Source organism: Pseudidiomarina xizangensis (assembly GCF_052541995.1).
This window is the reverse complement of the sequence record NZ_JBOBQA010000006.1, coordinates 22127-43770: the sequence shown is the minus strand read 5'-3', so window position 1 is coordinate 43770 and position 21644 is coordinate 22127. Positions and strand designations below refer to the sequence as shown.

Genomic DNA, 21644 nt, shown 5'->3' with positions numbered 1-21644 from the left:
CCTATTCATATTTCGCAAGTTCTCGTTCAGTTTTTAAACCAAAAAGCTTACGTAATGCAATACTTGCCGGACAGAAGCCTGTAAACGATTGTTGAAACAGGTTGGCCCCCACAAATACCGTCAGCCAGATAAAGTTCGGGTGAACCCAAACAGTTAAAGCGACCGATAATACTATCATAAAGCCAGCAAAAGCTGTTAACGCGCGTTCTACACTCATGATGAATCCCAATTTAGGCATCTCTAATTTAGAGGTAACTAAATAATAGAAGGTGCAATTGAATTTGTCCATATTTTTGTGCAGAAAGGACATAAGCCGTGGCGCCAGCAACTTGGCTTAAAGTTCTTAAAAGAGTAAGCTGTCCTGCCATAGAACAAGAATGCAACAGTATGAGTAAAACAATCGAACAGGTAGAGTTCCTTCGCCAACATGCAAAGCGAGCTAGTGAAAAAGCTTACGCTCCTTATAGTCAATTTCCGGTTGGCGCTGCAATTTTGATGCGTAATGGCGATGTCGTCATCGGCTGTAATGTTGAAAACGTTTCTTATGGATTATCGAATTGTGCCGAGCGAACCGCTATTTTCAGCGCGCTTGCGCAAGGGTATGAGGCTAAGGATATGGAAACTGTTATGGTTTACACTCCCGGACCGAAAGCTTATGCCCCCTGCGGTGCGTGTCGACAGGTATTAGCCGAGTTTTTTAAGGCTGAATCTACAGTTTCCTCTACCTGTGACGGCCAGTTACGGCAATGGCGAGTTGCTGAGCTACTGCCTGACGCATTTGAATTTGATATCGAAGCCTATCGGAAACCTGTCTCATGATTGAAACAGCAGCAGCCGCTAAGCTAGCAATCCAACTGATGGATTTAACTTCGCTAAATTTGCAGGATACGCCAGCAGCAATTACCGCACTGTGCGAGAGCGCCCACACACCATTTGGTCAGCCGGCGGCGCTATGTGTTTATCCTGAGCATGTCGTATGGGCGCGACATGAGTGCAAACGGCTTGCGTTAACCAACATTAAAATCGCCACAGTGACAAACTTTCCCGGTGGCTATGAAGACGCTCACCGTGCGGCAGAAGAAACTGAACGAGCCGTGTACGCAGGCGCTGATGAAGTCGATGTAGTATTTCCCTATCAAGCATTTTTGACGGGAAACAAAAACCTTGCAGAGCAACTTGTAGCAGCCTGTAAGCAGGCTTGTGGTGACCGGTCGAAACTCAAAGTCATCCTTGAAACGGGGGTACTCGAGCAACCAGAACTGATTCGCGAAGCGAGTTATTTGGCCATAGGCTCAGGCGCAGATTTTATTAAAACATCGACCGGCAAAGTCAGCGTAAATGCAACTTTATTAGCGGCGCGAGAGATGTTAACAGTAATTGCGGAAACCGGTGGCACGTGTGGCTTCAAAGCAGCTGGTGGGGTACGCACGGCGACCGATGCTCAGAGCTATCTGGAACTTGCTGAAGAGCTACTCGGCCGCGATTATCTAACTCCAGACACTTTTAGGTTTGGCGCTAGCGGATTGTTGAAAAATATTCAAACAATGCTTGCAGGCGATGAGTCTGGAGATCAATCAGGGACGAATTATTAATATGTTTTTACCGCAAGAAATTATTCGTAAAAAACGTGATGGCGGCACTCTAAGTCGTGCAGAAATTGAATTTTTCGTAGACGGATTAACCGACCAATCTATTTCTGAGAGCCAGATATCGGCACTCGCCATGGCTATATTCTTTCAAGATATGAATATGGACGAACGGGTTTATTTAACCGAAGCCATGCGTGATTCGGGACAAGTATTGCAATGGCAGGATCTTCAGCTCGATGGCCCAGTGCTCGACAAACATTCGACTGGTGGTGTCGGTGACGTTGTAAGCCTGATGCTTGGGTCAATCATTGCAGCTTGTGGTGGTTACGTGCCGATGATATCAGGACGTGGTCTCGGGCATACCGGTGGTACTTTGGACAAAATGAATTCAATTCCAAACTATCAGACCTTGCCGAGCGATAAGAAATTTCGCCAGGTGGTGCAAGCTGTCGGCGTGGCCATAATTGGTCAAACCGGTAGCCTCGCGCCTGCGGATAAACGCTTTTATGCAACGCGAGATGTGACCGCGACGGTCGAGTCCATTCCGTTAATCACCGCCTCAATTTTATCTAAAAAACTAGCTGCCGGACTTGATGGTTTAGTTCTCGATGTAAAAGCAGGCAATGGTGCAATTATGCCTGACGTAGCCGCCGCCCAGGAGCTGGCGAAAAGTTTGGTGCAAGTCTCACAAGGTGCGGGGCTGGCGACGAGTGCGTTAATCACTGATATGAATCAGGTGTTGTCTTGTTCTGCTGGCAATGCGGTTGAGGTGCGTGAGGCAATACGTTATTTGCGTGGCGATTGGCGAGCACCTAGGTTGCACCAGGTGACGGTATCCCTGGCAGCGGAAATGTTGGTTTTAGGTAGCTTAGCGAAAGACTTGGACGAAGCACGAGCGCAAGTTGAGAAGGTTCTGGCCAACGGTAATGCCGCCGATAAGTTCGCACAGATGGTGCGGGCGCTCGATGGACCAGCTGATATTCTCGAAAATTACCAGACACATTTGCCATTGGCGAAGGTTGCAGCGCCGATCTACGCTTCAGCTGAACAGCTTGCGGTGGGGCCTTGGGTGACCGATATCGATACCCGACAAGTGGGCATGGCGGTTGTTGCATTGGGAGGCGGTCGTCGGCGTAGCGAAGATCAACTCGACTATAGTGTCGGGCTAGATGAAATCATTGGTGTAGGTACTAAAGTAGATGAGCAAACCCCACTTGCCATGGTGTTCGCGACCGATGAAGCAAGTTGGCAAGCCGCGGCGGAGACAGTACGTAACGCCTATACTTTTGGCAGCGAGCGAACTGAACTTCCACCTGCGGTATACCAGCGCATAGGAGATTAGCGAAATGGCTCGCGTTGTGGTTATGGTCCTAGATTCATTTGGTGTTGGCGCAGCGGAAGACGCCGCAAAGTTTGATGATGTTGGGGCTGATACCTTCGGACACATCGCCGAGCTATGCGCGGCGGGTAAAGCAGACCAAGGGCGCAGCGGCAGACTTTATGTGCCAAATCTGGTCAATCTTGGTCTTGCGGAAATTAGTAAGGGCGCGACAGGTGGTTATCCTGATGGTATTGACCCAATCGCGAAGCCTGTCGGGCGTTATGGCTGGGCTCAAGAAATTTCGTCGGGCAAAGATACTCCCTCGGGTCACTGGGAAATGGCCGGCGTACCAGTATTGTTTGACTGGGGCTATTTTTTACAACAACAAGATTCGTTCCCGTCAGAATTACTGCAACAGATGGTCAAGCAAATGCAGTTGCCAGGTTACCTTGGAAACTGCCACGCGTCGGGTATAGAAATTATTGAACGCCTTGGTGAAGAGCACTGCGAGTCTGGTAAGCCTATTGTCTATACTTCGGCTGATTCAGTATTTCAAATTGCCTGCCATGAAGAGTCTTTTGGCTTGGGGAGACTTTACCAGCTATGCGAGTGCGTACGTGCGCTGCTTGAACCCTATAATATCGGGCGTGTTATCGCGCGCCCATTTATTGGCAGCAAAAAAGATGGTTTCCAGCGCACGGCAAATCGCCGTGATTACTCCGTTCCTCCGCCGGCACCAACGGTATTGGATAAATTAAAAAATGCCGGTGGTCATGTCATCAGTATTGGTAAAATCGCGGATATTTTTGCGCATCAAGGTATTACTGAAACGCACAAAGCTGATGGCCTTGAAGCATTGGTCGCCAAGAGTATTGAAGTTGTTAACAAAGCCCCTCAACGCAGTTTGATTTTTACCAATCTAGTCGACTTCGATACACTTTATGGCCATCGTCGTGACGTTGCCGGTTATGCGCGCGCTTTAGAAACCTTCGATGCTTTGCTGCCAGATATCATGGCTGCACTGGCAGAAGACGACGTGCTGATTCTAAGCGCTGATCATGGTTGCGACCCGACGTGGGAAGGTACAGACCACACCCGCGAATTTGTGCCAATAATGATGTATGGCAAAAATTTACCTGCTGCGGCTCTCGGCAAAAGAGAAACCTTTGCTGATATAGGTCAAAGTATTGCTGAGCTACTAGAGCTCGAGTCCATGGACTATGGTACATCTATGCTCCCGCAAAAATTCTGAGGCGAGGACGACTATTGTGGCAACCCCTCACATTAATGCCGCGGATGATGCTTTTGCAGCTACCTGCTTACTGCCCGGCGATCCATTGCGAGCAAAGTTCATTGCCGAGAATTATCTTGAAGCTGTTACCTGTGTCACTAGCTTAAGAAATATGCTGGGATTTACTGGCTATTATAAAGGTCACCCTATTTCCGTAATGGGGACCGGCATGGGGATGCCATCATGCGTACTCTACAGTACCGAGCTGATGAAGTTTTACGGGGTGCAACGACTGGTACGTGTCGGCAGTTGCGGTGCCATCGATGCAACACTTCGACTTAATGACATCATTATCGCCCATTGCGCAAGTACTGATTCGAACATGAACCGCAAATGTTTCACTGGCATGGATTACAGCGCCGCCGCATCGCCAAGACTGTTGCAAAAGCTACTTAATTATGTGGACAGGGAAGAAGTTGATGTTGCCGTAGGGCAGGTTTTTTCTACGGACAGTTTTTATAACTTTCCAGCAGAGCAATTGCAGGTGCTGCAAGACATGGGAATTGTCGCGGTGGAAATGGAGGCTGCGGGGTTATACGCTGCTGCAGCTAAATATAAAGCGCAAGCTTTAACCGTCTTAACTGTCTCGGACAGTTTGCTTACCGACGAGCACCTTGCAGCAGCTGATCGGGAAGCAGGTTTTTCTAATATGATCGGATTGACGTTAGAAGCGCTGGTGACCTAGGCCACCAGCGCCTTGTTATTAGTTACCGATGCGCGGTAACAAAAAACTTAGATCACGAGCCAATTCAGCCCGAGTCACCGTTCTTTCTGCGCCAAATGTCGCTGTCAGTTGTGGAGTTAATTCAAACGGGTCTTGCTCGACACTCAGTTCAACTTGGGCAATTCCTAAGTTGAGCGCCAATTGTACATGGCCACGTTTGTCAGCGGGGATGTCAAAGCTATCTTCAAGCTCAATAATCTGATCAAACCGAGTGACTTGAATCGGTTGTTCCGGATCAAAGCTGGCGGCAAGTTGCTCAAGTCCTAGTGCTTGGACAAGTGCGAAAGCAACGTCGACGCGCGAAACTTGTTCGTTAGCACCGAACCATTGACCTGAGCCTGGTTCTAGCAGGGCTGCGCTCGCATCAGCTCCGGCAAGCAATGCACCATTTTCCGCAGCTGCAGCGTTGGCAAACGCAGCATTCTCTGCCGTGGTGTCAAAATACTGTTGCGTAGATCCTTGCTGTGACTGACGGAGTAAGCCACTAAGCGATAGTGCATCGGCGAACTCGATTTTGGTTACTGCAGCATCAGGCGCAAAGCCACTGGCTTGCGCATCCATCAGACGCTCGTTGATGGCAAGTTCGACAAACGCGCGAGCTGGATGTGTCTCGGTGTCGTCGATACCTGTGACGCCGGCTGATTCAACAGTGCGGATTGAGACTTCAGTGGGTAGTGGTAAACCGATGCCATTAGTTACACCCAATGGGTCGAGTGAAAGCCCACTAATTGAGCCAATGCCTCGGGCATAAACTTTCCATGTACCAGCTACAGCAGGTGCGGTAACGCCTACAGAAGAGCCCAGCAAGGGCAGACCAATACCAGAGCCATAGCGATTACCGAGTGGATCCTCAAGTACAAATGCAGTACCCGATTCAATTTGAGCACTTGCTAGCACCATGGTCGCTTTTTCATCGACCACGAAGGTTTCTGCAGAGGTAGTACCGACAGGAAAATATTCCACTGTACGGGTGAAGCTATCGCCTTGAGAGAGTTGCACGTTGGCATTGAAAGTACGATTCTGTTTGACCGTATCACCGAAGGCATCGGCATTTTCTTGAGCGGCTTTTACTGCAGCATGCGCATTGATATAGCCAGCTCCAGCCTCCCAGGAGTCGCGCCCCGGCATTACCGTCGCGGTGTCTTGAATTATTTGCTTAACCTGTTGCCATTGCAAGTTTGCATTGGCCTCAAGCATTAATGCAACTATACCGGATACGTGCGGAGCAGCCATTGAAGTACCGCTGGAAATGGTATAGTAAGCAAGTTGATCGGCTGGGATTTCCTCGGCATCCTTTTCTGCACTCAGGCCACCTAAACTAGAAAGCGAAGCGCGGGCAGAGATAATGTCAACACCAGGTGCGGTGATGGTAGGACGGTCCAACCAGGTGTAATTCTCGCCGTCGACGACAACCTCTCCGGATTTGCCATCAACCCCACGCGAACTAAAGTCGGCAAGTTTACCGCTCTTATCACCTGCTGCGACCGTGATAACCCATGGAGCTTTTTTGAAGTTACCGGTAATCGTTGATTCACCGGCACCAGAATTACCAGCCGAAAATACGGTGATAATGCCATTATCTGCCAGTTGCTTAGTGGCAACGTTGGTTGGATCATCAGGGTTGAAATCTGTGCCGACATCACCGGTGTTACCAAATGAGTTTGAAATGACTCGAATATTATAGGTAAATTGGTTATGTAAAGCGTAATCAAAACCGCCAATGGTATCTAGAATGAAAAGACCCGCTCCTGAACCATAGCCAATTAACGAAGCACCAGGAGCTACGCCTGTGTGTTCTCCTTTACTCATACTACCACTACCGCCGACAGTACCGGCAACGTGGGTACCGTGACCACCAAGAATGTCGGTATTGGCAACGTTCTCTTGGTATGTAATTGGGAGCATTCCGCTTAGGCTGTTGAGATTGACCTGAGCGAGCACGTTTTGTACCACATGCTGCGGGTACATCAAATCGCTATGGGTACCATCTACGCCTGAATCGTTAATTACGACGCCGATACCACGACCAGAGAAAGGAATACCATTGTTTCGTAAATCGTGGTCAGCGCGAAGGTTTTGCACGCCCGTAATGGCCGTGGCGTCGCCGTTTTCTAAGGACAGCGGGTCATTGTGCCAAACCGATCTTACGTCATCACGTTGATAGATGGTTTCGATTTGGCTACGAGTCGCTAACACCCCTACCATAGGAAGTTCTTTAAGCACTAAGCCGCTAAGGCCAAGTTGCTCAAGAAAATCGACTTGGTTTTCGGTCGGCGCTTTGGATTGTTCAAAGGTTACAATGACCGAATGTAACGTCGCGTCGTCCGACGCTTGAATAATTGAGCGTAAGTCTGGGTCGAATGTTTTTGCGACACCGACACTGGTTGATAATGAAAACGCAAGAGCGAGCGTGATACTCGATAGTTTGGTTTTGTTCATCATGGTTGCAGTCCTGTTTTATTGGTTTAATTGACCCCGTCAGACTGACATGATGTTGAGAACTGAATATATAGGGGTAAACCCCCGTTTTTTAGTTTTCTAAAAAGCTCACGACTGGCGTTTTTTTGCTGGATCAGCGACAATGCGCGGATAGCTAAAAAGGAACGAATTGATGTCGCAATCTGCAATCGCAAAAGAAGTCGCCAAACGCCGAACCTTTGCCATTATCTCGCATCCTGATGCGGGTAAGACCACCATTACTGAGAAGGTATTATTGCACGGTAAGCGCCTGCAGAAAGCCGGAACGGTTAAAGGCAAAAAATCCGGTCAGCATGCTAAGTCTGACTGGATGGAAATGGAGAAGGAGCGTGGTATCTCGGTAACCACCTCGGTCATGCAGTTTCCTTACCGAGAGTCTCTGGTCAACCTGCTTGATACTCCGGGACACGAAGACTTTTCGGAAGATACCTATCGGACGTTAACCGCGGTTGACTCTTGTTTGATGGTCATCGATGGTGCCAAAGGTGTCGAAGATCGCACCATTAAACTTATGGATGTCACGCGCCTTCGTGATACACCGATCATTACCTTCATGAATAAACTCGATCGCGATATCCGTGATCCACTTGAGTTGCTTGATGAAGTCGAGAATGTCTTAAAAATCATGTGCGCACCTATCACCTGGCCAATTGGTTCCGGGAAGAACTTTAAAGGTGTTTACCATTTACTCGACGACCAAGTGATTCTTTATAAAACCGGGCAAGGGCACCGTATTCAAGAGCGGGAAGTTATCAAAGGGTTGGATAACCCAGAACTCGATAGCCGTCTGGGTGAGTATGCCGCAGAGTTGCGCGAACAAATAGAGTTGGTACAGGGCGCTTCGAACGAATTTGATCTTGAGCTATTTCTCGCTGGCGAGCTAACTCCGGTCTATTTTGGTACCGCATTAGGGAATTTTGGTGTCGACCACATGTTAGACGGATTAGTACAGTGGGCACCGAGACCTTTGGCGCGTGAAACCGACATTGGCGAAGCTATTGCGGCAGCTACACCGGAATTTTCAGGCTTTATTTTTAAGATCCAAGCGAATATGGATCCTCGCCATCGTGACCGCGTCGCATTTATGCGTATCGTCTCAGGTAAGTATGAGAAAGGTATGAAAATGCACCAGGTACGATTGGGTAAAGACGTTCGTATTGTGGACGCTCTGACGTTCTTAGCCGGTGATCGTGAACATGTGGAAGAAGCTTATCCGGGCGATATCATTGGTCTGCATAACCACGGGACCATTCAGATTGGTGACACCTTTACCGCTGGTGGAAAGTTTAAGTTCAGCGGCATTCCTAATTTCGCACCGGAATTGTTCCGTCGTATCCGTTTGAAAGATCCGATGAAGCAAAAACAACTATTAAAAGGCTTGGTGCAGCTCTCGGAAGAGGGAGCGGTACAAGTATTTCGCCCGCTAGCAAATAACGATCTGATTGTTGGTGCGGTCGGCGTACTGCAGTTTGATGTGGTGGTTCACCGGCTCAAATCTGAATACAATGTTGACGCCGTTTATGAAAATATCAATGTTGCGACAGCGCGTTGGGTTACCTCCGACAGCGAGCGTAAGTTAGATGAATTCCAGCGTAAAGCTGAGGTGAATTTAGCTTTAGATGGTGGCGACAATCTCACTTATATTGCGCCGACGATGGTCAACTTGAATCTTGCTGCAGAACGCTACCCAGACATCGAGTTCCATCATACGCGAGAACACTAATCCGTCGGACTCGCTATGGATAACAACCTTTTTGATAGTCACTGCCATTTAGATTTTGAGGTTTTTGACGACGATCGCGAAGAAGTTGTTGAACGCGCTTACGCCGCAGGTGTAAGAGCGATTTTCATTCCAGGTACGCGGCGGGATACCCCGCGAATTCGGCAGCAGCGTATTGCCAGTGTTGAACTTTACTATGGCGTTGGTTTACATCCTTACTTCATTGACGAGCACAAGCTCGGCGATATCGATTGGGTTGAGCAGCAGTTGCAGCAGCATTCGGCGTATTGGGTAGGTGAAATCGGGCTCGATAAAACCTGCTCCGACTGGGATAAACAGTGCAAGCTGTTTGTCCGTCAAGTCGAGTTAGCGGTAGAGCATCAACGTTCGTTAATTTTGCACCACCGTAACTCGCAAAATGATTTATTGCACCACTTAAAGCCTTATCTTGATGACTTGCCTCAGCATAAGGGGATTTTGCATGCTTTCAGTGGTAGTTATGAACAGGCGCAAGATTGGGTGAGTAAAGGTTTTAAGTTGGGAATTGGCGGAACCATTACCTATACCCGAGCGAAGAAAACCAGAGCTGCGGTACAAGCAGTCCCGCTTGACGCTTTGGTGCTTGAGACCGATGCTCCGGATATGCCTTTAAGGGGTCATCAAGGCCAACGTAATGAGCCTTGTCGGGTCGCAGAGGTTATCAGTGTGCTGGCTGAGTTGCGCGGTGAAGCCTATCAAGATGTCGCTCGTCAGCTGTGGCAAACCAGTCGGCAACTTATTCCTTCGCCCGTAACCGACGATAACGCCACTTGTTGAAGGTAAGCGCAACCAGCACACCAGCTAACACGGCAAAAAATAACAGGAACTGACCGTAATAGCTTAAATACTGATGCACCGATAGCGGTTCGGCGAGCAACATCGGCTGATTAATGGCAATATGCAGGTAACCGTGGATGAGTTGGTCCTCACGGATTTCTTCAATCAATACAAAAACGTTATTGGCGCGCTCGGCGATAGGATCTGCACTTACCATCGGACGGCCATAGTTATCGTAAATTGCACTGTAATCGATCAGAGGATGTTGCGATAAGTTCGTAACTAACGTCTGCAATTTAGCTTCGTCATTGTCGATAAGCCAGTAACGTGCTTCATTTGCAGCTTGTTTAGCCGTAAGCTCGACCAGTTGCTGGCTGTGCGACTGTAAGTCGGCCAAACTCGTTTCCTGCATCGTACTCCAGAGGTTTTCGATCAAGATAATGAGCAGCACGGCGACCAGAAGTCGGCGTCCACGGCGATAGACAAGCTTGATGATATTGATAACATGTTGTGCTGTTGTCATAACAAAACTATACGCTGAGCAACCCTACAAGAGCAACAATAATGGTAAATATCGACGCCCCTGGCATCGTTCTATTTGATATGGATTCTACACTTATTACGATTGAGTGTATTGATGAACTTGCGGCACTAGTGGGCCAAAAAACACAAGTAAGCGCCATAACAGAGGCGGCGATGCGCGGCGAGCTCGATTTCGCCGCAAGTTTGCGCGCTCGCGTGGCATTGTTAGAAGGGGTCAATGAGCAACAATTACAGCAGTTACTGGAGCCGATTCCGCTGTCACCGGGAGCGCTCACTCTTGTGCAATGGTTTCAGCAACGCGGCTGGCGCGCTGCAGTTGTTTCTGGTGGATTTACCTGGTTTAGCGAAAAGATAGCGACCGCATTGCAACTTGATGCTCACAAAGCCAACGAATTACAGTGGCGCGATCACTTACTCACCGGGCAAGTCGCCGAGCCTATCGTTGACGCACAAAGTAAGGCAGACTATTTGCGTGTACTTGCCGAGCAATGGCAAATTCCGATGGCAAATACCATTGCCGTGGGTGATGGCGCAAATGATCGGGCCATGCTGGAAGCTGCTGGAATGGGCGTTGCCTACTGTGCGAAGCCTGCGTTACGAGAGGTTGCTGATTGGTGTATTGAGCAACCTGACCTTATGCAACTTGCTCATCATTTAGCAGTACTTAACGAGACCAATTAACATGGCAAAAGCAAAAACAGCGTACGTGTGTAATGAATGTGGAGCAGATTTTGTCCGTTGGCTTGGACAATGTAAAGAGTGTAAAGCGTGGAACTCATTGACTGAGGTGCGCCTTGCCAGTGCTAAAGCAGCAAGTGTTGAGCGTCGTGGCTTTGCCGGATCAACCCAAGCCAAAGTACAAACGCTCGGCGAGGTTGATTTACAAGATTTACCGCGGTTCAGCAGTACCTACAAGGAATTCGATCGGGTGCTGGGTGGTGGGATTGTGCCAGGCTCAGCTATTCTCATAGGTGGTTCGCCAGGTGCTGGTAAAAGCACCTTGTTATTGCAAACCATGTGTCAGCTAGCTGCACAAATGAAAACGCTCTATGTAACCGGTGAGGAATCCTTGCAGCAGGTTGCGTTAAGAGCACAGCGGCTAGGGCTGGCCACTGACCAGTTACGGATGCTAGCGGAAACCTCAGTTGAAACGATTTGTGACTTGGCTGACAAAGAACAACCTAGAGTTATGGTTATCGATTCAATTCAAGTGATGCATCTTGCTGATATCCAATCTGCACCGGGTAGTGTTTCGCAAGTGCGAGAGTCGGCAGCCTATCTAACCCGTTATGCCAAGCAAAAAGGGGTTGCCATCATTATGGTAGGCCATGTCACAAAAGATGGCTCCCTCGCGGGTCCGAAAGTTCTGGAACACTGTATTGATGCTTCCATCCTGCTTGAAGGGACAGCGGATTCGCGCTTTCGTACGTTACGAGGTAATAAAAACCGTTTCGGGCCTGCCAATGAACTTGGTGTCTTTGCTATGACGGAGCAAGGTTTGAAAGAAGTGAGTAACCCATCGGCGATCTTCCTACAACGGGGCGAAGAACATGGTAATGGTTCGGTGGTCATGGTCATTTGGGAAGGAACACGACCGCTGCTGGTTGAGCTTCAAGCGTTGGTTGATGCCAGCCAGTTGGCGAATCCAAGACGGGTTGCGGTAGGCACAGAAGCCACCCGCTTAGCCATGTTGTTGGCAGTGTTGCATCGCCATGGCGGTTTGCACATGTCGGACCAAGATGTCTTCGTTAACGTGGTTGGTGGTGTGCGGGTGACGGAGACTGGCGCGGATTTGGCGCTATTGCTGGCCATCGTTTCCAGTTTCCGCGAACAGCCGCTACCGCGAGATCTCATCGTTTTCGGTGAAGTCGGTTTGGCCGGGGAGATCCGACCGGTACAAAATGGTCAGGCACGCTTGAATGAAGCAGTGAAACACGGGTTTACCCGCGCCATCGTACCTGCTGGCAATCGGCCGAAAGCAGCGATTGAAGGCATGCAAGTGACGGTAGTAAAAAACTTGCAACAAGCACTAGAGGCCATTTAAAGGTGATGTATTGGCTAGCGCTAATTGCGCTGCTGGTTAGCGCTACAGCTACGGCAGCTAACCAGCGTCTGGTAAGTATAAACCCCTGCTTTGACGATTGGTTACCGCAATGGGTTGAACACGCTTGGCACGTGATCCCTTCCAGTGACCATGGTAATCGCCTGGAGCAGGTTCTTGCGCTCGAACCTGATCGGGTCGTAGCCGGGAGCTTTGTCGGACGTCAGTTACGTCTGGCGTTACAAGAACACACGCAATTAACCACCATGCCCTATGTTGCCAACTGGCAGGACTGGCGTGCTGCGGTACTCCGCCTGGGCGCAGAACTCAAGCAATCATCAAATGCAGAAGCTTGGCTGAGAACTCAGGAACAAGCGCTGCAAGAGCTTAATCTAAATGGCCTAAATGAGACCTTGGTGCTGATGCCGAATGGTTTTACTTGGGGACGTAAAAGTTGGATTTATCAGTTGTTAGAGGGGCAGGGTGTGCGCCTTTCAGCGCTATCAGGGGAAAATGATTTAGTACGTCTGAGCCTTGAAGATGTTCTGCAAAGTAACCCGAGTACAGTCATCCTGGAAGGCTTCTCAGATCGCTACGCGCGCGCTCACGATTGGCTCTGGCATGATGGCTTACAAGACTGGCTAGCGCAACGCCGGGTGATCGAGGTTGCGGGTGACCTCAGCAGTTGTGCCGACAGTCGCGCTATCGAGTATCTGAGAATTTTGCATAACGGTTTAGCTAAGGAGTTAGCTGATGCGCCGCTATAGTTTAGTGCTATGCCTGGCCTGCTTGGTGTTGCTGGTTGTGCACTTATTAATGGGGAGCAGCGGTTGGGGCTATCGGTATCTTGGCGATGCCGCTGCTGTCATCTTATTTGATATTCGTCTACCACGAGCGGTGCTGGCAATGTTAAACGGCATGGCACTAGGTGTTGCTGGCGCAGTACTGCAGGTGATGTTTCGCAATCCTCTGGCTGAGCCCGGTATTACTGGCGTCGCTGGGGGCAGTGCATTAGCCATAGTACTTGTGCTGTATACCGGATTAAGTTTGCCGGTGAATGGCCTGTTGCCTTTAGTCGGAATGTTGGGTGGCTTATTAAGCCTGCTCGCGTTGTGGCTTATCGCTGGTGGGCATACCAGTGGATTACGACTGATTTTAGCAGGGGTGGCCGTGGCTTCGTTTTGTGGTGCCTTGCTGGCCTTAGTACTCAACTTGGCACCCAATCCATTCGCTTATTTGGAGTGGAGTCTGTGGTTGCTCGGGTCGGTGGCGAATCGTGGCTGGGAGCAAGTGTATTTGCTACTACCGAGTATGGTTGTTGCATTCGCTGTGTTGACGTGGCAGAGAAATTTTATAAATGCACATATTTTTGATCAGCATACCCTTGCGAGTCTTGGTTTTCGCCAAAACTGGTCGGCATGGTGGGTGTTGGCGAGTGTCACCTTATTAATTTCAGCATCAGTGGTGACCGCTGGTGTGATCAGCTTTATCGGACTACTTGCTCCGCACCTGGCGCGCTTGGTGGGTGAGCATCGACCGCCACAGTTGATGCTTTTAAGTGGTCTTGGCGGGGGAGCTTTGTTGTTGATTATTGATGCAATCGTCAAACTTGTACCAACGACAGTCGAGCTCCAACTGGGAGTAGTAGCTGCTTTTATTGGCGCCCCCTGGTTAGTCTATTTATTGATGAGGCAAGCACGACTATGACCCTGGAAGTAAACAACTTAGGTTATTTCGAGCGGCTTCAGCACGTTAGCTTTACTGCGCAGCCGGGTGAATTAGTCGGTGTGCTGGGCGCAAATGGAGCTGGTAAAAGCACCTTGCTGCAACTGCTTTGTGGTCTGTTGGCGCCAAGCTCAGGACAGCTGAGGTTTGGCGGTAGTCATATGAGTCAGATCAGCGCCATCGAGCAACGGCAGTTGCTAGGTTACTTACCGCAAGCTCCGAATGTGGAGGCGGCGGTTAGCGTTCGCCATTTCTTGCGGGCAGGGCTAGTGAATCTGCAGATAAGTTCGCCTGATACCGAGTTGCTGCGGGTGGTTCAAACCTTAAGGATTGAAGCTTTTCTCGAGCGTGGGGTAAATCAGTTGTCAGGTGGCGAGCAACGTCGGGTGCACATCGCTCGGGCGTTACTCGGCGACCAACCCTGGCTGATTTGTGATGAACCCACCGCGAGCCTTGATCTCTATTATCAACTACAAGTGATGGCAATTTTGCGCGAGCAAGCGGAACAGGGAAAATTGGTCACCATCGCCATGCATGATTTAGGTTTAGCTGCACGGTACTGTGACCGCTTGCTGCTGTTGGATCACGGAGAGCTGTTGGCGCAAGGTACGCCGGCAACGGTACTCACCGATGCCAACCTCGCTCAAGCCTACAAAATTAAGGCGCGGTGGCTCTGCACCGAAGATGGCGTGACCTTGCTACCTAGCCTGCTAGAAAACTCTAAATCTTAGTGTTCGCGTGCCCATTGCTCGAGTAAAGGATGGCGCTTTTCTTCGCTCTGGGTTAGGGTTTGCAGGCTGACCTGACCTACGGCACTGCAACTGTTGTTGGCGATGTAGTACTTAGCCTCGTCTAGTAAAGGATCACCATTCACTCCCCAATCTCCAACTAAAATGTCACTGGCGGCGCAATCGGCAGGTATACCGTCGAAATAACGTCCTTCACCATTGGCGTTCACAGTTTCAAAATTAATTACAAAACTGCGTTTGTCGCAAAATGGATCGGGCGATTGACCGACGGGCTTGCCACACGTCGTCTGGCCGACTACCACCACATCGATAAAAGGTGTTAACCCATTGATAATAAGCTCAGAGGACGAACAACTGGATGCTGTAGTGAGTACGAACACGCGGTTGAGGTCAAGCTGTTGAATTCCATCGATAAGCTCAAATAATGCCGTGTAATTACTATCGCTATTTTTATCATTGAAACGTAATGATACGAACGGATGACCAATGACGTTGTTGCCGGCCGCTTGGGTTGCGGCTTGATTGGCGTAACGAATTAAGCCACCACCGTTGTAGCGCACATCAATAATTAACTCATCCACTCCAGCAAACGTATTATAGGCTTGATTCAAATCTTCACCGGTGCGACCAATAAAGCTGTTCAATACGTAATAGCCAATATCGCGGTCGCCGATCTGGAAGCGTTCAGTTGCCAGCACTGTGTTGGTGTCAACTTCGGTCTTAGTCAGAATTTCTGTGAACTCACTACCATCAGGACGGCGCCAACTTAGTTCTCTCGTAACTCCAATATCGCTTGGACCGAAGGCTTGACTGTAATTACCGCTAGCGATTAACGAGGCGACTGAAACGCCATCGATTGCCGTAATCTCATCGGCGCGTCTGATACCGGCTTGCGCTGCAGGGGATGCGTCGAAAACGTAGTTGATAAATACCTGATCGTCAATCATTCGGGTGGAAAAGCCGAAGCCAATGTATTCGGCGTTGACGAATCTGTCCTGATACTCCTGTTCTGTCAAAATATAGCTGAAGCGATCATTGTCGCTTCGGATAGCGTCGAGGAGCGTATAGACCGACGCATAATCGTCAGGATTAATTGCGCTTGGAATGTCTTCATACCAAAAATAATTCTCTCTCATGTAATCGAGGAAATAACGATTTTGCTCAATCACCGAACAGCTGCTGGAACCTCCGCCATTGCCGCCGGTTGAGCTATCGTCATTACCACCACCGCCGCAACTTATGAGCAGGCTGGAAGCAAGTAGTAGTGTTACTGCTTTGATTCGAACTAGCAGGATATTGGGTTGCATAAGATAACCTCGATAACATGATCCAAGACATTGTTATATTCGCTCCGGCGGCGTAAGTCCAGTGCCAGTAAATTGTCTAGTGACGTGCTGGTGAATTTTTGGCAAACTGCCAGCTTGGTTTCATCAAGGTAGTGTGAGTAGCATATATGACAGCAGTAATGATCGATCTGCAGGGCACCGAAATCACGAGCGAAGAGCGAGAGCTGTTAGCGCACCCTGCGGTGGGTGGAGTGATTTACTTCACGCGCAACTTCGCCGATATCGATCAGTTAAATGAGTTAGTGCGACAAACTCGAGCTGCAGCAAGAAACCCGTTAATACTAGCGGTCGATCATGAAGGCGGGCGAGTACAGCGTTTCCGCCAAGGCTTTTCTACCATCCCGGCAATGGGACAAATTGTGGAGCAAGCCGATAACTTTGAACATGCTCAACACATGGCTCAAGAGTTAGGCTGGTTGATGGCGAGTGAAATTCTCACTATGGATATCGATCTTAGTTTTGCGCCTGTACTCGATGTTAATGGGATCAGCGAGGTTATTGGAGAACGTGCCTTTGCGTCAACTGCCGAGCAGGTGACTTTACTTGCGCGTGGTTTTATTAAAGGCATGCACCAAGCGGGTATGAAGGCTACGGGGAAACATTTTCCTGGACACGGTTCGGTGCAGGCAGACTCGCATATTGCAATGCCGGTCGATGAGCGCGCTTGGGAAGATATTTTAGCGACGGATTTACCGCCATTTATTGAGTTGGCGAACTGTCTTGATGCAGTGATGCCTGCGCACGTGATCTACCCCGCCGTTGATGATCAACCTGCCGGATTTTCTGAGCGTTGGTTGCAAAATATCTTGCGTGCTCAGCTAGGCTTCAAAGGCGTCATCTTCAGTGACGATCTCGCGATGGCCGCTGCTACTGCCGCTGGAACTATGCCAGAGCGTGCTATTGCCGCCCTAAACGCAGGCTGTGATATGGTTTTGGCTTGCAATGATCGCGCCGGCGCAAGCGCTGTACTCGAGGCCCTCGAGCCACGTTTTACCGAAGCAGAAAAACGTGCCAATCGGTGCTACGAACAACTTGCCAAATGCGCTGGACTAGGCTGGCAGACACTACACAATCATCCTCGATGGCATCAAGCGCAAAGCTTGCTAGAGCGTTTTTAAGTTACTTTTCGTAGGGTAAAGGGTCACGCGTCTGGTTGGCAGTGAAAGCTTCCAGGCGTTCGACACAAGCCCCGCATTTACCACACGCCTGATGACGACCGTTGTAGCAGGTCCATGTTTGACTGTAATCAAGTCCCATAGCTAAGCCGTCAGCGAGGATTTGAGCCTTGTTATTCTCAAGGTAAGGCACTTCGATAGCGATCGGTTCATAGTTGGCAATTAAACTGACATCATTCATGCGTTTTACAAACTCCGGACGACAGTCAGGATAGATCGCATGGTCCCCGGAATGAGCACCATAGTAAACAGCGTTTGCTTCAAGTGATACGGCATAACCGATCGCTAATGACAATAAGATCATATTGCGATTGGGAACCACGGTAGATTTCATTGAATCTTCTTCATAATGGCCTTCCGGAATCGCATCGTCAGACGAAGTGAGCGAGCTGGTAAGTAGTTCATTGATTGACGTTATGTCCACAATTTTGTGAGGTACACCTAGTTCAGAGGTGACTCTCGCAGCAACATCGAGCTCTTTCACATGACGTTGACCATAATTAAAGGATAGGGCGTGTACATCGTGTCCCTCCCGTATAGCACGGTTGAGTACGGTAAATGAATCCATTCCACCAGAATAAATAACGACTACTTTCGCCATAACAGAGCTCCATGATTACTGCTTTTTTCGCTAGCAACTTGCGGTACAATAAGGCCTATAGTTTACCGCAAATCAGGACGAATCCCATTACTACTCTTTATCCAGTCAATGAATTATTTGAAACCATTCAGGGTGAAGGCGTTTATACCGGTACGCCGGCGGTGTTCCTGCGTCTACAGGGCTGTCCTGTCGGCTGTCCTTGGTGTGATACGCAACACACCTGGGAGAAGTCGCCGGCGGCACAAGTCGATGCACAGGTTATGCTTAAAAAAACTGAAGCAAGTGCTGCTTGGGCAGAATTGTCTGCGCAGCAATTGCTTCAACTGTTTGCTGAGCAAGGGTTTAAAGCAAAGCATGTTGTGATCACCGGTGGTGAACCGGCGATGTATGACTTACGTGAACTAGGTCAGGTGTTGGAGCACGCTGGGTATCAACTGCAGATTGAAACGAGCGGAACCTTTGCCTTGCAAATTACTGCAGCCACTTGGGTTACGGTTTCTCCGAAGTTGGATATGCCGGGGGGCTATTTAGTGCGTCCTGACTGTATGCAAAGAACGAACGAGATCAAGCATCCGATTGCCATGCAAAAACACATTGATGCGCTGGACAACCTCTTACAAAGGTGTCCGCCGCGAGCCGGGGCAATCATTTCTCTGCAGCCGATATCGCAGCGTCCGCGGGCAACGCAACTGGCGATCGAAACCTGCATAGCACGCAACTGGCGTTTATCAGTACAGCTGCATAAGTATCTCAATATAGAGTAAGTTACTTCTCCCATATCTCCTGCCAGCATAATCCCTGCACTATAGTTTAAGAGCTGACTCAACAGCTTGATTAAACTTTTTGCAAGGAGGCGTTATGCAACAGGGAAGTTCTCTTTTATACACTCGTGGTCAAGGAATGACCGAATACATCATTATTGTTGCGCTCATTGCTGTCGCTGCTATCGGTGTCTATTCGTTGCTCGGCAAGACGGTGCGCAATCAGGTTTCCGGTATTGCCCATGAAGTGAGCGGGCAAAGCTCATCGCAACAACTGAACCAGGCGCGCTCAGCAGCGCGACGCTCAGGTACCGTGGCGCGACAGGATGTCACTCTCGGTAACTATGACGAAGCTACGGAATCCGGTGACAACTAATGCGAGCTCGCGGCTACACTAGCGCTTGGTTCCTGCCGGTCCTTGCTGCATTAATGGTGTTAACTATGGGAGTCATGCAGGGGAGCGCAACGCTTCGTGCAACCTGGTATGAGCAGAGCGTTGCCGATAATATGGCGAGCTCGGCTGCGACGTTGCTGGCGCGGGAGTTGAATTTGCTGGCGCTAATTAATCGAGCGTTGCTTGCCAATGAGCTGACCTTAGCACAGTTAGCTGGAATCTATAGTTGGTACCTGATGATGCGTGATGTGGCTGATCGCAGCGCCACCATTTCGAGTTGGATCCCTTATCTTAATGCGGTCACCCGACAAATTTCACAAACCATCCGACAGCTGGAACAGCCGCTTGCTACAGTCCTCCGCGGGGCAATTTATTTCCAAGCATTAATCACTACCGCGCTGCGCGCGACACAGTGGTTTGCCCGACTCAGTTTCAGTTTGGAAATACCTCGAACCCTCAGCGAAGTTTTGGCTCGTCATGATCTTAAGCAGGCGGATTGGCAAGTGTTACATGCCCCCGGACTAGTGCCACTACCTTGGTTGTGGTGGACTTACGTGCCGCCACAGCACTCAGGTAAAGATCAAATGCTCGCAAAAAACTTGATGTTGGCAAGTCTCGATGGTTTTAGTCGCCGTCGCAGTTATCGATGGCTGACAGCGGTTCAAGTAAGTATCCGAAAAGCGGGTGGGGCGCGCTTAAAAAATGATAAACAAGGGCGTTGGAGTTGGCAGTCCATGGATACTGTTGCGGTACATATCTCCGGCTTGCTCGACTCGGAGGAGCTGCCTTGGGGCGATGGCTTGAGCTACCTAGGTAACCGAGTACAAGACTACAGGAACAAAGACTTCGGTGAGTCACCGCGAATTAATCCGCTGACGACGGATTGGGCAGAGTCGTTACAGACGAGCCTGACGACCACTGCAAGACAGTTCAGCTACTTCAATCGTACTGATGATCTTAAACCGGATGATTGGCCACAAGTTATCGTTTCACTCAATGATGTGACGGCAAAAGCGGGGGTATATTTCTCTCGCCCAGCGAAGTTATTCCCGCGAACAGATGGCAAACAGGAGCAGGCAAATTTGTTTAACTCGTTGTGGCAGCCGGAATTAATGTCGCTAACCCTGACCGAAAAGCTGTTACTCGCAACCTTACGTAATGGAGCAGAAAATGACTAGACACGATGGTCAGGCGCTAATCGAGAGTATTGGAATTTTAATGCTGCTTGCGTTGCTTATGACTTTATTACAAGACGTGATCCATCCGACCAACGTCGCGCAGCAGCAACGCATAGATGAGAGTCGTAAGCTTATATGGCGAACTAGACCAGATCCGCAACTGCTGCAAAGTGATGATTACGCATTTGCTGAGCGGGCACAATCAGTGCTCGCGCCGATAACGCAACTGACCAAATTAACACTGAGTAATGATAATTTGCGTCAGTTGGAAGCCGACGAAAAATACGTTGCGATGGCTCGCATCACTGATGCGTGGCAGCCTCAACAAGCAGCGGATTTGACCCAGCGTGTGGAATTTCTTACCCCGGTAACGAAGCTCAATGACCTTGGCATGCCGCAACTGCAGCGCTTACTTGGTTGGCTGCATTTTACGGAGGAGTTTGCACCGGAGCAGCTTCGGTGGGGCTATGTGAATGCGGATGCGACGCCAGCTGAGGTTGCCTGCGCTAGTAGTCAAGGATGTCGCTGATGGACTTACCGCTGAATTGGCAGGGAGAGCTATTAGCACAGCAGCCGAGTCATGTGACCTGGCGGATTAGCCATCCACAACAACCACAGCTAACTGTGTTGGGGTGCGATGTACAAGAGCTACCAGCAGTCGGTTTTTGGTGTGAGCATCAGGGCAAAATGTGGTTGTTGCAAAAGCAACAGAATGACTATTGGCTTACGCAATTTTCTGCCACCGCAAAACGGTCGTCGTTCACCCACAGCAACTGGCGTGGAAAACAGTTACAGCAACTGCTCAGTGAGGGACAAGTGTTAAGCGTTTACTTATCTAAACAACATCCCACGCAGCTTTTGCAATTTGTTGAATTTCGTCATCGCGGCCGCGCGCCGCGTCTTTTGGAGTTAGACCATGGAAGGTTTCATTTATCGATGCAACACCCGACAGAAGAACTTTTTTTGTACCCGCAGGGTGGACAAACGTTGGTGGTATCTGCACTTGCAGTCAGGGCAAGCAAGTTTTGAGTTAATGATCGTCAGCTTAGCACTACTACTTATCGTTATCGTTCCGGTGACGGTCAAGGAACAAACTTTGTTGGTGTGGCTGGAGTATATGGTGATGAGCTGGATGCTAGTTTATAACGCCGTTTGGCAGCAGTTCTTGCTCAATCCGTGGGTGAGTTGAGTT

General features: G+C 49.5%; 24 protein-coding genes. 19 read left to right on the top strand and 5 right to left on the bottom strand.

Annotation, left to right across the window (positions count from 1 at the left end; genetic code table 11):
- Position 1 precedes the first annotated feature (1 nt).
- Positions 2-217, bottom strand: a complete 216-nt coding sequence (locus ACQ5ES_RS11520; protein ID WP_445016990.1) for a YgaP family membrane protein — start codon at positions 215-217, stop codon at positions 2-4.
- A 170-nt stretch (positions 218-387) separates the two neighbouring features.
- On the opposite strand from ACQ5ES_RS11520, the gene ACQ5ES_RS11515 reads away from it, so the two are divergent.
- From ACQ5ES_RS11515 to deoD, 5 genes are read left to right on the top strand one after another with little or no spacing between them, the layout of a single operon-like run.
- Positions 388-819: a cytidine deaminase gene (locus tag ACQ5ES_RS11515; RefSeq protein WP_445016988.1), complete on the top strand. Its 432-nt coding sequence runs from the start codon at positions 388-390 to the stop codon at positions 817-819.
- Positions 816-1592, top strand: a complete 777-nt coding sequence (deoC, locus tag ACQ5ES_RS11510; RefSeq protein ID WP_445016986.1) for a deoxyribose-phosphate aldolase — start codon at positions 816-818, stop codon at positions 1590-1592. Before ACQ5ES_RS11515 ends, deoC begins: the two co-directional genes overlap by 4 nt.
- A 1-nt stretch (position 1593) precedes the next feature.
- A complete protein-coding gene (gene deoA, locus ACQ5ES_RS11505; RefSeq protein WP_445016984.1) occupies positions 1594-2931 on the top strand; it encodes a thymidine phosphorylase in 1338 nt (445 codons plus the stop codon).
- 4 nt (positions 2932-2935) lie between these two features.
- Positions 2936-4162: a phosphopentomutase gene (locus tag ACQ5ES_RS11500; RefSeq protein ID WP_445016982.1), complete on the top strand. Its 1227-nt coding sequence runs from the start codon at positions 2936-2938 to the stop codon at positions 4160-4162.
- A 16-nt stretch (positions 4163-4178) separates the two neighbouring features.
- Positions 4179-4886, top strand: a complete 708-nt coding sequence (deoD, locus tag ACQ5ES_RS11495) for a purine-nucleoside phosphorylase (protein ID WP_445016980.1) — start codon at positions 4179-4181, stop codon at positions 4884-4886.
- 18 nt (positions 4887-4904) lie between these two features.
- Here deoD and ACQ5ES_RS11490 read toward each other — a convergent pair whose 3' ends face one another.
- A complete protein-coding gene (locus ACQ5ES_RS11490; RefSeq protein WP_445016978.1) occupies positions 4905-7367 on the bottom strand; it encodes a S8 family serine peptidase in 2463 nt (820 codons plus the stop codon).
- 169 nt (positions 7368-7536) lie between these two features.
- Here ACQ5ES_RS11490 and prfC point away from each other — a divergent pair, with 169 nt between their 5' ends.
- Entirely contained in the window at positions 7537-9126 is a 1590-nt protein-coding gene (prfC, locus tag ACQ5ES_RS11485; RefSeq protein ID WP_445016976.1) for a peptide chain release factor 3, read from the top strand.
- Positions 9127-9141: 15 nt separating this feature from the next.
- A complete protein-coding gene (locus ACQ5ES_RS11480) occupies positions 9142-9939 on the top strand; it encodes a TatD family hydrolase (RefSeq protein WP_445016974.1) in 798 nt (265 codons plus the stop codon).
- Here the strand turns inward: ACQ5ES_RS11480 and ACQ5ES_RS11475 are convergent.
- Positions 9899-10462 (bottom strand): hypothetical protein, encoded by a 564-nt coding sequence (locus ACQ5ES_RS11475; protein ID WP_445016972.1) that lies wholly within the window; start codon positions 10460-10462, stop codon positions 9899-9901. The two genes, ACQ5ES_RS11480 and ACQ5ES_RS11475, sit on opposite strands and share 41 nt — an antisense overlap.
- A 41-nt stretch (positions 10463-10503) precedes the next feature.
- Between ACQ5ES_RS11475 and serB the strand changes: the two genes are divergently transcribed.
- From serB to ACQ5ES_RS11450, 5 genes are read left to right on the top strand one after another with little or no spacing between them, the layout of a single operon-like run.
- Positions 10504-11163 (top strand): phosphoserine phosphatase SerB, encoded by a 660-nt coding sequence (gene serB / locus ACQ5ES_RS11470; protein ID WP_445016970.1) that lies wholly within the window; start codon positions 10504-10506, stop codon positions 11161-11163.
- A 1-nt stretch (position 11164) separates the two neighbouring features.
- A complete protein-coding gene (gene radA / locus ACQ5ES_RS11465; protein ID WP_445016968.1) occupies positions 11165-12526 on the top strand; it encodes a DNA repair protein RadA in 1362 nt (453 codons plus the stop codon).
- Between the two features lie 2 nt (positions 12527-12528).
- Entirely contained in the window at positions 12529-13290 is a 762-nt protein-coding gene (locus ACQ5ES_RS11460) for a substrate-binding domain-containing protein (RefSeq protein WP_445016966.1), read from the top strand.
- Entirely contained in the window at positions 13277-14230 is a 954-nt protein-coding gene (locus ACQ5ES_RS11455) for a FecCD family ABC transporter permease (RefSeq protein ID WP_445016964.1), read from the top strand. Before ACQ5ES_RS11460 ends, ACQ5ES_RS11455 begins: the two co-directional genes overlap by 14 nt.
- Positions 14227-14979: an ABC transporter ATP-binding protein gene (locus ACQ5ES_RS11450; RefSeq protein WP_445016962.1), complete on the top strand. Its 753-nt coding sequence runs from the start codon at positions 14227-14229 to the stop codon at positions 14977-14979. The genes ACQ5ES_RS11455 and ACQ5ES_RS11450 overlap by 4 nt, the downstream gene beginning before the upstream one ends.
- Here ACQ5ES_RS11450 and ACQ5ES_RS11445 read toward each other — a convergent pair.
- The gene (locus ACQ5ES_RS11445) at positions 14976-16304 is read right to left on the bottom strand and encodes a S41 family peptidase (protein ID WP_445016960.1); all 1329 of its coding nucleotides are present in this window, start codon (positions 16302-16304) and stop codon (positions 14976-14978) included. The genes ACQ5ES_RS11450 and ACQ5ES_RS11445 overlap by 4 nt on opposite strands.
- A gap of 146 nt (positions 16305-16450) precedes the next feature.
- Between ACQ5ES_RS11445 and nagZ the strand changes: the two genes are divergently transcribed.
- Positions 16451-17461, top strand: coding sequence for a beta-N-acetylhexosaminidase (gene nagZ, locus ACQ5ES_RS11440; protein ID WP_445016958.1), 1011 nt, complete (start codon positions 16451-16453; stop codon positions 17459-17461).
- Between the two features lies 1 nt (position 17462).
- Here the strand turns inward: nagZ and queC are convergent, their stop codons facing one another.
- Entirely contained in the window at positions 17463-18119 is a 657-nt protein-coding gene (gene queC / locus ACQ5ES_RS11435; protein ID WP_445016956.1) for a 7-cyano-7-deazaguanine synthase QueC, read from the bottom strand.
- Positions 18120-18130: 11 nt separating this feature from the next.
- On the opposite strand from queC, the gene queE reads away from it, so the two are divergent.
- From queE to ACQ5ES_RS11405, 6 genes are all read left to right on the top strand, one after another.
- Entirely contained in the window at positions 18131-18883 is a 753-nt protein-coding gene (gene queE / locus ACQ5ES_RS11430) for a 7-carboxy-7-deazaguanine synthase QueE (protein ID WP_445016954.1), read from the top strand.
- 94 nt (positions 18884-18977) lie between these two features.
- Positions 18978-19256 (top strand): Flp family type IVb pilin, encoded by a 279-nt coding sequence (locus tag ACQ5ES_RS11425; RefSeq protein ID WP_445016952.1) that lies wholly within the window; start codon positions 18978-18980, stop codon positions 19254-19256.
- The gene (locus ACQ5ES_RS11420; protein WP_445016950.1) at positions 19256-20452 is read left to right on the top strand and encodes a hypothetical protein; all 1197 of its coding nucleotides are present in this window, start codon (positions 19256-19258) and stop codon (positions 20450-20452) included. Before ACQ5ES_RS11425 ends, ACQ5ES_RS11420 begins: the two co-directional genes overlap by 1 nt.
- Positions 20445-20981, top strand: a complete 537-nt coding sequence (locus tag ACQ5ES_RS11415; RefSeq protein ID WP_445016948.1) for a hypothetical protein — start codon at positions 20445-20447, stop codon at positions 20979-20981. The genes ACQ5ES_RS11420 and ACQ5ES_RS11415 overlap by 8 nt, the downstream gene beginning before the upstream one ends.
- A complete protein-coding gene (locus ACQ5ES_RS11410; protein WP_445016946.1) occupies positions 20981-21481 on the top strand; it encodes a hypothetical protein in 501 nt (166 codons plus the stop codon). Before ACQ5ES_RS11415 ends, ACQ5ES_RS11410 begins: the two co-directional genes overlap by 1 nt.
- 4 nt (positions 21482-21485) lie before the next feature.
- Positions 21486-21641, top strand: a complete 156-nt coding sequence (locus ACQ5ES_RS11405) for a hypothetical protein (protein WP_445016944.1) — start codon at positions 21486-21488, stop codon at positions 21639-21641.
- Positions 21642-21644 lie beyond the last annotated feature (3 nt).